Here is a 12710-nt window from a genome sequence, read left to right on the forward strand (position 1 = left end):
AGGCTCAAGAACCCGTTTACTGCTCAGTACAGGCGAGATACTGAGTATATTAGATGAGGCTTCCAGTACCCCTCTCACTAGTCGCTACTAGACCACGACATCAAGCACGTTTTCAGCGAATTCAATAGTATTCCCTTTAGCCTGAGTTTCATCGTTGTGACCCCACGCATGGACACCCATAATATAGGCACCGTCGTCGTCGAGTTCGAAATATGGACATCCTGAATCTCCTCCGTCGGAGTCGTGATCTATGAAAACAACAGGTCCGTCGGTTGACTCCCAATTTACATTATCATACCGAAAGACCTCAGAGTGACTCCGACCCGTTTTGGCACCTTGGAAGCGAGACTTTTCGTTGTTAGCGACCATGTCTTCTATTCTGGAATTTGTTACGATTCCCTGGATATCCCAATCATAGTCTTCACCGGAACCGTTTTCGGAGGCAATCGAATAACGATAATCGTCTGACCGTTGAATGAAGCCTACGTCAGCTTCACCCCACTCACCATACTGATCTGATATCCCGATGGTTCTGCCTTCAGCTGGCTGCTGCATCTTAATCGAGGATTCACGACTGAGGACATGTGCGGCCGTCACCCAGCCGTAGCTATTTCCATCGATACCGTATGCGGGGGTTGTGACTGTTCCCCAATTACCATTCTCCTTTGCGATTTGGCAACCGCCAGGAACAGACGGATAGGATTTATCAAAGTAGTTCTGTTCGTAATCAACAGATTTGGTCAGTTTTACAGGTATATTGCTCCGTGTTGCTTCCTTGCTTTTGGTAGAGACGGACCCAGACACTTCTTTTGGAACGATTTTTCGTAGTTTTTCTAAATTAATGCCCTCGTTCTGCTCGTTCACCTTTTGCCGTCTGTCCGGATATTGCGTCTTTTCGACGACGACACCGAGGCTGGAATTGTTTATGTTTGTTGTGATCCCGATGCTGATCTCCTCCCATTCAGGAAGTTGTTTCCTAATCCCAGAAGATGAAATCTTATTTCCGATCCGCTCAGCAGCATTTTTTGTCGTTTCTATGCGCACCCACCTATCGCGTGGAATTGTATAATACACTGGTTCCCGTTTCGGGGCAGCTTTGTTTTTCTTAATATCGCTGTGATTTGTATGTTTGTAATACTTAATCCGTGGAACTCGATTCTCTGGGTTATCAGTTAGTTTTTTCAGGTCTTCTGAAGTTAAGTTAGCTGCTGCTTTGCCTGTTACCCCCATTGATAGGAGGGCGCTCACGAAGCCACGACGGCCCATCTGACCAAGTCGAGTAGATTTAGTCACCATCGCATGTCGGGTTGTGTAATACAGTTTATTAATTCTATTGGTAAATTCTGATTCACATGTATTATCATTTAGTATTTGTATAGAGTGATATCGTCAGTCAAGTTCTATTGCGTCTTTTGATTAATCCGCAGAAAATATTTATTGGTAGACAATCATATGGTGGTATGAGATTGTCTAGACGAGCAGTCCTTCGGCTGACTGGTGTTGCATTCAGTGGAAGCCTCACAGGGTGTTCGTCAGTAGACTCGGATGAGCCCGCAACACAGTCACCTAAAACCATGCCCCAGCAGCAGCAGCCAGCGCTAAAACTCACGGGAAAGGTTGTACGTCAATCATCAGACGACGCGCCAGCGCGAGTGGGAGCGACGCTAACAAACACTGGAAGTGGCTCTATCCGTCTCGGTTTCGGTCCGACACTGCTATTCACCGATACGGGACCTGACGAAAACATAACCCGAACCGACACCCTTGTGCTTGATCCCGAGTCTCGGGGCGTATTGCGGGCCGACCCTGTGCGAACGTCGTCAGGGTGCTGGCGATATCCCCAGGATGGGAGAGACGGGATTCAGAGTTCTCTGGAGTACCGGGAACTCGCCCCTGAGGACAAACTTACCGAGGAGTACAACATTTACACGGCTGCCGAGGCTGATTCGTGTCTCCCAGCGGGCACATATCGACATCAAGATATCGTCGAAACACCCGAACCAGTTCGGTCAGCGACGCTAACGCTCCGGATAGATATCGACGAACAACAGCGGATCTCAGTATCCGGTGAGGTGTCGGCATTCAGGAGCGAGACACCCACCTAATAGGCTCATAAGTAATGCGGAATGTCGATGACCCTCTTAAAAAGAGTAATCCGTTGAACACCGTTCACGATATTCACTTCCGTCAGTTCCAATAGGTGAAGTTGCCAGTTACCTGTTCCATAGACGTATGCATTGAGAGCACCAGTCTCAACTACCACCGGGCCTTGGAAGTTCACAGTTTCGGAGGATGGACTATTTCTGAGTGAGATTACTGTCGACTCGGGACATTCCGTTCCGAACAACCATCGATATCGAACTAATAACAGGCCACACTTCAAGTGATTGTGATAAAATCCACGTATTCTGGCGCTGCCGAACAGCGTTGCCACTGTCGAACTGCGGATTCAGTGGGAGTTCAGCCCATCAGTCAGGCGGGATCAACGCCGAGACAACAATCTCAACACACTCACCTGCGGTTAGGACCGGCACGTACTCCATCTCACTGTCGACACCCGCTTTCAGCAGGAAGTCGGTCAGCCGCCAGATATTGTAGAGTAGTACTGCGAAAACGAAGTAGAACAGACGCACGCGGTAGTCTTTCGAGGATGTCTTCGCGAGAAAGTCGTTCTTGATGGACTTATACTCGTTTTCGATCTGCCAGCGGCGGCTGTAGCGCCGACAGAATGACTCAGCCTGGTCCGGCCCCACCGGGAGGTTCGTCGCGAACACCGCTGTTCCATCACCTTTCGTCGAGGGGACGTACAGAAACCGCATCGGGTGTGAGCCTGCCTCGACCTCAACAGAGGCCGTTTCGACAGCAACATCTTGTCCGTCTGCCTCCATCGTCTCGATGGCCTCGCGTTCTGTACTGGAGATTCGTTTCGGAATCAGGTAGTTCACGCCGAGATTCGAGAGCGTCTGGTACACGCGCATCGAATCGAACTCCCGGTCACACAGAACTGTCTCGATGGGGACGTGGTCTTTCGCTCGCGTCACGAGTCGCCGGACGACACGATGCACCTGATTCGACTGATTGTCGTCCCAAGCAGAGCTCTCACGAACGGGTTCGATTGCCAGGATGAGCGGCACGTTCTCACCGACAACCGAGAGCGTCGCGAATTTGAACGCTCGTTCCTCCTCGCCTCCGATTCCACTGACCATCGGCATTCCCTCGACATCGCCGTAGTAGGGCACGGTCGTGATGTCGATCGCTGCAGTCACCGGGCGTCGAAACGACGCCTCATCAGCGATTGCAGACAGCAGGCGGTCACTGGCCTGATCAAACCCCTCAACGAGTTCTGTGGGTTCGAACTGCTTGACCGCCCGCAGGTGCGTGTCGCCGTGTGGACCGTACTCCTCGCCGCGCCGGAATTGGAAGCGAGCGGCTCCCTGCGCAGTCCCGCAGCCTACCATTCCCATGAACGTCTGTAACTCGAAAAACTGCGTGTCTTCGTAGGAGGCGTTCTCTGCTCGTCCCGAGTCGAACCCGTCGAAGCCGTGGTCTCGTGCGAGGCGCGTCGTCCGGTGGATCTGTTCGTCCGAAAACGCACGACTACTCTCTTCATCGTCAGCGGGCGAGTCCTCATCAGACTCAATGACGTCCTCTTTCGGCCGTACTGCAGAGACGGCGGGGCCGTGGTCGTGGATCTCTTTGACGACGAAGTGGGCAGCGACGGTCACGTACTCACGAACACCGTCGGTGAATCGATTGCGCCAAGCGCGAGAGAGGACTGACTCGTCGGGGATGTGTTCCAACCCGAACGGTTCAGCGAGTTCCTGGTACGTTTCGAGGGTCCGGTAACTGTCGCCCGTAATCTCCCGATATATGAACAGCCGGAGCATTCCCTGGAACGAATCGGGTGCTGGGTGCCAGTCAGGGTAGCCGTCTTCGAGATGCTCGGTGTGGATGGTGACCTCGCTCACAGCCGTCCGGAGACAGACTCCATCTCGTAGTGTTTCCCTAAGGTGGATCCCGGTCTTGTAGGCGTAAGTCATGCGGCAGGCACGGTCCGAGAGCGGGTCCAGGGTCTCCGACATTGATGCGCGCTTATGTCGGCAGCATAGAAGTGGTCGCGGTCTCGTCTATATCAGTATCCTCCGTCGATAGAAAAGCTCAGTAAGGACTTCGCAGGCCAGCGCAGAACCACCGGATTGAAGCGACTGATCCTAGAAGCCACTCATATTCCACCCGCGCCGATGAGTGAACCAGACCAGCCGCCCACACCCGACCGCCTGGCTGCCCTTCTCAAGGAAGGGGACCACCAGGAGACGGCGGCGTATCTCGACCGGCTCGGTGCGGCTGATGCCGAGACTCGTAAGCGGGCACTACGACCAATCCGGGATATCGCCGAAGAGTCGTCGTGCTCCTTCGAAGATCTCGCTGGCCCACTTTCGACGTTCCTGACCGACGAGGACCGCGCGGTCAGACTGACAACCGCGAAACTGTTTGTCACATTAGCACAGTCTGATTCGGCGGCCGTCCTTCCCGTCGTCGCCACACTCGCCGACCGTCTGGTCGACGATGAGGAGTTCTATTACTTCCGGGCCCGTTGTGCCGAGGCGCTTGGCTACACCGCGGTCGACTCGCCCGAGGAAGTCACCGACCTGGAGACGTTGGCCGACCTCCGTATCGGACTGTCCTTCGACGAATCCGAGGTCAAAGAGAAGCTAGCGAAGGCGCTGGCGTACGTCGCACTCGGCGATCCGGGTTGGCTCCGACACCAAGTCGACTCGCTGGCTGAGGATCTCACGGATGAGAACGAACTCGTCCAGTATCACCTCTGTGTAGCGTTCGTCGTCGTGGGCTGTGTACATCCAAAAAAGTTGGCCGACGCCGATGACGTGCACCGCGGACGACAGCCCGACGAGAACCCGTACGTTCAGGGATGGGCGGTTGAGGCGCTCGGACTGTTGGCGAAGTCGGACGTACCGGTCGAGTCGACCCATTATCTTGAACACATCAACGCCGATGGCGAGGAAACACCATCGTTCCTGAACGATCGCTTACAATTTTATCCGGGACGGCTGGTCGATGAGCTGTCTAGGTCGACGTCGGCACCGTCGAGTTGGATCGAGAGGAGACAGACGCCATGGTTGAGGTGATGACCAGTCCCGATGGAGGGGAGTGTCCCCACTGTGGATTCGCGTCCTCCAATAGCGGCCCGTCGATGTGCCCGTATTGTGGAGCCCCACGCTGAGGGGATTTGGCTGGCCTAAAAATCGGAATATTTTTAATCCTTTAGGCGAGCCTAAATCGCATGGCAGACAACTCCAGCGGCCACGAGGCACCGACACGGCGTAAGTACATGAAGTTCGGCGGAGCAGTTTTAGGTGGGGGATTGCTCGCCGGTTGTGCGGGCCAGTCTGATAGCGGGTCGACCCCGACTGAAACGGAGATTAGCGAGTCAACTACGACCTCAACGTCCGAAGACGATAGCTACACGGTATCGATGGCCCCCGCCGGGGAGATCACCTTCGATAGCATTCCCGAGAAGTGGGCGACCTACTACCCGGGTTATGCGGATATGGGTGTCGCACTCGGTCTGAGCGATGATTTGACCGGTGTCGGCCAGCCCTCGGAGTATTACACCGAGTTCTATGACGCCGTTCCAGGTGTCTCGGTCGATTCCGATTCGCTGACGGCGTTGTGGGCAGATGGGATCGACAAAGAGATCTTCTACGAACTGGAAAATGACGTACATCTTATCAGTCCAGAGAACATGAAACGGTCATTCGACTGGTCCGACGAAGACCTGGCCGAAATCACGGAGAACGTTGGACCGTTCATCGGTAATCGGATCTACCGCCGGTCCGATGAATGGCACGATCACCGCTACTACACGATGTACGAGGCCTTCGAGAAGGTCGCGCAAGTATTTCAGAAAGAGGATCAGTACCAGACGTTCAAGGAATTCCACGACGAGTTCATCGCTGATATTCAGTCACAACTCCCGGCAGAAAGCGACCGGCCGAGTGTCCTGCTCACCTACGAAGCGTCAGATGAACCGGAGACGTTCTCACCGTATCGGCTTGATGATAGGGGGACGAACAAGAAACAATGGCATGACCTCGGGGTTACCGATGCACTCGCCAACACGAGCGTGGAACAACTCAGTGCCGAAAACCGGAGCGAACTCGATTTCGAGAACCTGCTGACGATCGATCCCGAGGTGTTACTCATACGAGGACACGAAGAGAAATCCGCCAGTGAGTTCGAGGAGACGGTCCTCGCCTCTCTGCAGGACCATACAGTCGCTAGTGAATTGACCGCCGTACAGAACGGACGAGTGTATCGTGGTGGACTACTCTGGCAAGGCCCAGTTCAGAATCTCTTCCTAACCGAACAAGCCGCACAACAACTGTATCCGGACATTTTCGGTGAGGTAACCGCCGACGAGAAACTGTTTGACCGCCAGCGCGTCGCAGACATCATCAACGGAAACACATAATCGAGAAGAATCAGTTCACGACCCCGAGATCATCTAAGGTGGATTTTCATCGTTGTGGCCTTGGACATCGACACTTCGCTTTGTATTCTTAGATCGGCCATGTTTAGACGCTAGTAAGAGCGGTTGAGAGCGCTGTTTCCCGAGTCCGTGAGTCAGAATAGTCGTCGAGTCTCGCTAGTTTTCGAGCCGAAGTTAGTCTGATCAGCCCGGATAGGTTGCAATAGCTGGGCAATTCGGTACGAGGAAGTAAATGGACGAGCCGAATTACTGGCGTCTGTTCATCCCCGATCGAGACATAGGCTCTCAACAGTCTGCAATTCGGCGTCTAAACAAGGTCCTTAGATCCACTTCCCGTCTATGGTGTCTCAAGACGCTCCACGAGCTGCAGAGTGACTCGGATCAGTAACGAGGACAGAGACATCATCCGGGAAAGCGATTTAGTGAATGAGATTCTAAACTAAACCCTGATGGATGGGATTACTTTGTGGTTGGGTCCTGATCAGCGACTACGACCGTCGTATGATAGAGGGGACTACGACGGAACACCTCCATCGAAGGGTGTCCGACCATTATCACTCGTCGCTGGCTAATGTCCCATCCTTCATAGCGAGCGGATTCGGGACAGTCGTCCGACAGTAGTCGAGGTCATCGCCACGAATTCGCATGGCTGTGAGAGCCTTGTGGACCATTTTGTCGTCGAACAGCGATTCGCGATGCCAGTCGACCCGGGCTGTCGCCACAGCCGAGTCCGCTTCAAGCTGATCGAAGACCCGCTCACAAACCTCCCTGACAGCTACCCAACAATCGCCTTCGTCTACGGGCTCGATATCGGCCAGCCGGCCGATGAGTTCCCCAAGCTGGTTCTGGAAGAGAGTATACCACAGTTTCTCTCTGGTCGCATCCGGATTGGTCGTAGTGATGTTCGAATCGGGATAAGTTGTCAGTTCTCGTCCCTGGGTTTTAAGGCGAGGTTCGTGAATCCGGATGCCCCCGAAGTCACTGACGAGCACTCCTGTCGGCTCACCGTCCGAAAACACGAGATAGGTGTTCTGGAGATGGGCTTCAAGCGCGATGCCGTACTTGACGAGTAATCTGAGTGTCCCAGGAACGACCGTGTCAACGTACGCCTCGAGGAACCGGTGTACGATGTCCTCGCGAGTAGCCGCCTCAGATCGATTCGCGAACGTGTCGATGACGCCAGACAGAATCGACTTGCGGCCACGGGGTGTGCAGGCGAGAAGACTCGCTGCCGTCACCACGGTACTCTCCGGTCCGACTAACCGATGTGACTGTGGGTGCTGCCTGACTAAGGCCGAGAGGTTCCGTGCATCATCATACTTTTCTCCCTCCGGATGAGGGCCACCGGGGGGATGATAACAGGCTCCAGCAAGTTCCTCAAGTACACCGAGACGGCTAATCGGCTCCGACGAGAACACATCTCTGAGTAGACTCGTGATTGCCGGTCCGTTCGAGACTGCATGAGGTGAGAGTGTTCGGACAACGTTCGTTAACTGGACGCCCAATGGCACTTTAAAGTGGGGCGCAGAGTCAGTCGCTGTCTCACTGTCGTCCGGAACTAGCGTCCGGACAGACAGCAACGGTGTCGCAGGACGCTCGATGCCATGTATCGGGATTATCGTGTCGTTGTGACGGACTTCGTCGTACCGAGAGCTCAGGACGCGCTGAAACTGCCAAGGGTGGGCTGGCAACACGGTATATTCCTTCCCGGATGCCCCTGCGGGGAGCTGCTGATTGACGGTTGATCGAAGCGTCGGGTAACAGTCCAAGACGCGGTCAGTGAGTGATGAGCCGTCAACGCTCGATTCTAGAGTATGTCCGGCATGGATCGCGACGAAGCGGATACCGATAGATCCCGTAAGTTCCGGAGCGAATGACAGTCCAGCAGCCGGATCCATCCCTCGTCTAATCTTTGTCCCTGGGTGAAACGGATGTCCGTCGGTGACCAGCCGGTCCATCGCAGCTGTCGGATCGGTCCCCTCGATATCGACTGTCATGGGTGTTGGCGGGTCAGTCACTGATTGCCATTGAACTTGTTTTGCGAGTCGTGCCAAACCGAGGTTCGCCACACTTTCATCGACTTCGCTCCGGAAACGGTCGGCGTCGGCTGCAGACTCGAATATTCCCGCCTCTTCTAGGCAGTCAACGATAGTTACTGGCGTGCTTACGGTGGCTACATCGTCGTAGCGTTGAATTGTCACCGGCATATCGAATCGATACCGCTTGAAGGATCGAACGGTGACGACAGGCACAACGATCACGACACCTGCCGCGGGGATCGGCACCACGAGGAGCCTTTGATCAGGGTGTGCCGAGACGATCGTCGGAATGTCGAGTCCGTCCGGGAGGTCCGTATCGGCTATCGAGCTGGAACCATCTGTCTCGACTATGCCCGGAGTTTCGACCCCTGATGGACAGTCCCGTGCGAGTCCACCGATCAATCGGCAAAGAATCAATCGTCGGGCCATTGGGAGAATAGCTAGATAGGCATCTTCCGGCGGGGTGGAGAGATCGTTGGTAGCCGCGTATAGCCGTGCAGCCGGGAGTACGTCTCGCTCGCGAGCTGTGAGGTCGTCGAATCCCAACGGATCAGCTTCAGCCCACGTCCCTACTGGTTCGTAACGTGTCATCGATGGATGCTGGTTAATCGAACCGGTGGAGGGGGTTTTCCAGTGTACCGTGATACTGAACTTTCGGCCGGGTACTGCTGTCTTCGTAGCCGTTGTCCAGCATCCGGTTGCGATTCAAACAGTAGTTACGGAATCTAGGTCGATAAAGATCGAACAGATCAAACCGGTCTTCGTATTCTGGGAACCGGTCGTGGTACTTTTGGATGGCACGGTGTAGCTGTTGCCAGAATCGCGATTCCGGATATCCGTGATTGCGTGCGAGCAGATCCGACACAAATCGGCCGATCCCGTCGAGGACCGTTCCGACGATCCGATGGGTCAGCAACACCGGAGGCTTCCGCTTGAGGATGTAGTGTTTGAACTGATCACCGTCTTGGAACTTTTGTGGAAGCTTCTCGATCAGCTCGGGGAAATCCCTGTCGACGAGTGCGACCTCGTCGACGAAATCAGTGATCGCGATGCGTTTCGGTTCACCCTCCTCGTGGATCAGACTCACGTTGGTACCATGGGGCATGAACACCAGCCCGTACTTATAGAGGTAGTGTAGAATAGGGAATAGGAAGACCTCGAAAAATTTGTCAAGCCATGTCTCGATATCGCGACCTGATCGCTCAGCGAGCTTACTAACTACTGGAGTCCCATCGAAGTCTTCGTGGATCACTGCAGCGAGCAAGAGAGATGATTCTTTCTCCCTCACAGGAGCTACCGCGCTCTCTCGCCAGATACAAGCCAGTAGCTCGTGATACTGATAGGGCGCGTCGTCGAGCTGGGAGTATTTCGGATGCTGGTAATTGACACTCGCGATCTCACCAGGCAGCACTAAGTCGAGTTCATCCCGTAAGTACGGATCGTCGTCACGGATCGATTTGATAACCTCCGTGACATCGGGAGCAGCCATAGCCTGTTCACCGAGGATGCCGCGATAGACGTTGGTATTTCGGATCTTGAGAGGGAGTTTCACTTGATGTTTCGTCGGGTCGGTCAGGTTCGTAAACGTCCGAATCGATTGCTGTGGGAGGTATTCGTTGGGACCCTTACCAAGAGGGATGAGCGCTCCAGAGGCGATCTCGCCTGCGAACAACTGTGCGATGCTGTCGTTCCACTGCCAGTCGTGGACTGGCATGAAATGATAGTTATCGGGCTCGTATCCCTGCTCTGAGACGACCGTCTTGAACTGCTGGTACTGCTCACCCAGCTCCGTCGTGAGGAGGTCTTCTGCAGTCACTCCCTCAACAGACTTGAAGGTAGCCCTGTCATTCCGTACGGCAAGCCACGATAACGTTTGTCGCTGTTTTGATTCGGGCACGTACGCGAGGTAGTCGTCGTAATCGAATCCCATCCGACCCTTGTTATAGGTGTACTTGGGGTGCCCCTCCATCTCACCGTCGACTGCGGCAAACGGAAGGTCGAGAATCGATTCATCCTCTCGATCGGCTTTCTGGGCGCGGATGTGTGTGTCTGCAACGAGTGTATTGTAAAACTCGCGGAGCAGATGGCCAGTTGTCACGGAATCGATCCCGATGAGATGGCGTGCATCGAGGATGAACTGGAGTGGATCAGTCGCTTCGGTCCATTCCTCGTTGTCCTTACGTCTGTAAGTCGACCCCACCCGAATCCGATAACAACTAAATGGACGTGGGTTGGCGTCGAATCGGTACTCAACACCATCGTCCACTCCTACAACATAGCGCCCCCAGCTATCGCTTGGTTCGCTCTCCGTGGCTTGGACTGTCCCGATCTGTGTCGGTGTCAGAATCGATTCCCGCATGAACTCCCGGAGAACACGCCGTAGCATCTCGCTATTGGCTGTTTTCCAATGACCGCTTCGCATTACGCTCTGGAGCCGTTCATAGTTCTCCATCGATCAGTCACCTCGGCAGGCACGCATTCCAATTTCCCTATTGTCCATTCTCATTGTTACGTCCAATTTTTAGGCTTGCCTAAAGATTAAAATAGCTAATGTATTAACTCCTAGAGGATGCTAGAATATCATGTTATGAATTTCCATTTTTATTTATAATATAGTGGGGCAAATCACAACGCATCGAGTCGCTTAATAGTGATATATCGGGCTGGCAGGTGAGCGATGACCATGTACAAATCTGCAAGGGAACCGATCTATCCTAAAACGGTAGTTACTGCCTCCTCGAATCGTGTTGCGACCTCGTCGATCTCGTTGGGACTCACCGTCAAAGGAGGGAGAAACCGGGCGACCGCGGAGTCACGACCGCCAGTTTCGATGACGAGTTGTCGTTCAAAGCACTCCGCTTTTACAGCGGCGGCGAGATCACCGTTGGGATCTGGGGGATCGTCGCCGTCGTCATGCTCATCAACAAACTCAACGCCGAGCATCAATCCTCGACCGCGAACGTCACCGATACGCTCGAACTGGGATTCCAATGACTGGAGTCGCGTAAGAAATCGTTCGCCCATCTGTGCAGCGTGATCGTCAAGGTCATTGTCCAATATCTCCCGGATTGTAGCCCGACCGGCAGCCATTGCGAGTTGGTGGCCTCGGAAGGTACCAGCATGGGCACCTGGCTCCCATTCGTCCAGGGAGTCATCGTAGATGACGACCGCCAGCGGCAATCCACCGCCGATCCCCTTTGAACAGGTTACTACATCTGGTATGATGTCTGCATGCTCGAACGCCCACATTTCTCCCGTCCGCCCCATCCCACTCTGAATCTCGTCGACAATCAAGGGTATCTCCTCCTGTCGGGTAAGTCGACGAATGTCCCGAATCCACTCTTCTGGTGCGGGATTGACCCCGCCTTCTCCTTGGACAGGCTCGAAAATCATTCCCGCAGGACTTGTAACACCACTCTTTGGGTCGGTCAACACCCGCTCAATGAACGCCGTCACTGGCTGGTGATTCTGCCCATCTAATCCGAAGGGGTGCCGGTACGGATCAGGGAACGGCAGGTGATGAGTTCCTGGCATCAGTCCTTGGACCGGCTCTTTCGTCGCTTTGTCTCCCATGAGGCTCAACGCCCCGTTCGTCATCCCGTGATATCCACCTTGGAACCCGAGGACTGGCTTATTTCCCGTCGCCGTTTTGACGAGCTTGATTGCCGCTTCGACGGCATCCGTTCCCGCAGGTGAGCAGAACTGTATTTTCGCCGACTCAGTGAACTCGTCTGGTAGACTTTCGAAGACCGCATCAACAAATGCCTCTTTTTCCGGCGTTGTTATATCAAGCGTGTGAAGCGGACGGTCCTCAGTGAGAAGCCTTTCGACTTCCTGAGTCACCTTTGGATGGTTGTGCCCAAGTACGAGTGTGCCCGCACCGGCTAAACAGTCGAGATACGTGTTCCCGTCGGCGTCACGTAGCTCAAGGCCCTGCGCATGATCAACAGCAAACGGTAATGACCGTGGATACGTCCGTGCGCTAGATTCACGTTCTTGCTGGCTTGTCCGGAGTTTTTCATTCGACTCGTCGTATCTCATCGGTTCCATCCCTCTTCTCCTGTCCTTCCTGAAATTGTGGCTTTAGTCATGGCCAATTTTTAGGTTGGCCTAAAAACAAAAAAGTGTTGTGGTATAATATATTATATTTAAATAAATTA

The 12710-nt window shown here is 54.1% G+C and carries 7 protein-coding genes; 2 read left to right on the forward strand and 5 right to left on the reverse strand.

Going from position 1 to position 12710, the window contains the following annotated elements; translation table 11 throughout:
• Positions 1 to 87: 87 nt before the first annotated feature.
• Positions 88 to 1296 (reverse strand): hypothetical protein, encoded by a 1209-nt coding sequence (locus tag AMS69_RS20230; RefSeq protein ID WP_155119970.1) that lies wholly within the window; start codon positions 1294 to 1296, stop codon positions 88 to 90.
• A gap of 1172 nt (positions 1297 to 2468) precedes the next feature.
• Positions 2469 to 4082, reverse strand: a complete 1614-nt coding sequence (locus AMS69_RS13800) for a transposase (RefSeq protein WP_053968641.1) — start codon at positions 4080 to 4082, stop codon at positions 2469 to 2471.
• 159 nt (positions 4083 to 4241) lie between these two features.
• Here AMS69_RS13800 and AMS69_RS13805 point away from each other — a divergent pair, with 159 nt between their 5' ends.
• Both AMS69_RS13805 and AMS69_RS13810 read left to right on the forward strand, forming a co-directional pair.
• Positions 4242 to 5147, forward strand: coding sequence for a HEAT repeat domain-containing protein (locus tag AMS69_RS13805; RefSeq protein ID WP_202904554.1), 906 nt, complete (start codon positions 4242 to 4244; stop codon positions 5145 to 5147).
• Positions 5148 to 5302: 155 nt separating this feature from the next.
• On the forward strand, positions 5303 to 6493 hold the full coding sequence (locus AMS69_RS13810; RefSeq protein ID WP_053968642.1) for an ABC transporter substrate-binding protein: 1191 nt from the start codon (positions 5303 to 5305) through the stop codon (positions 6491 to 6493).
• A gap of 572 nt (positions 6494 to 7065) precedes the next feature.
• Here AMS69_RS13810 and AMS69_RS21130 read toward each other — a convergent pair.
• From AMS69_RS21130 to AMS69_RS13825, 3 genes are all read right to left on the reverse strand, one after another.
• Positions 7066 to 9141: an IucA/IucC family protein gene (locus AMS69_RS21130; RefSeq protein ID WP_077067803.1), complete on the reverse strand. Its 2076-nt coding sequence runs from the start codon at positions 9139 to 9141 to the stop codon at positions 7066 to 7068.
• Between the two features lie 13 nt (positions 9142 to 9154).
• Positions 9155 to 11002 carry an IucA/IucC family protein gene (locus AMS69_RS13820; protein ID WP_053968644.1) on the reverse strand — a complete coding sequence of 616 codons (1848 nt, stop codon included), beginning with the start codon at positions 11000 to 11002 and terminating at the stop codon, positions 9155 to 9157.
• Between the two features lie 257 nt (positions 11003 to 11259).
• Entirely contained in the window at positions 11260 to 12591 is a 1332-nt protein-coding gene (locus AMS69_RS13825) for a diaminobutyrate--2-oxoglutarate transaminase family protein (protein ID WP_053968883.1), read from the reverse strand.
• Between the last annotated feature and the right edge of the window lie 119 nt (positions 12592 to 12710).

The organism is Haloarcula rubripromontorii (genome assembly GCF_001280425.1).
Classification (GTDB): Archaea; Halobacteriota; Halobacteria; order Halobacteriales; family Haloarculaceae; genus Haloarcula; species Haloarcula rubripromontorii.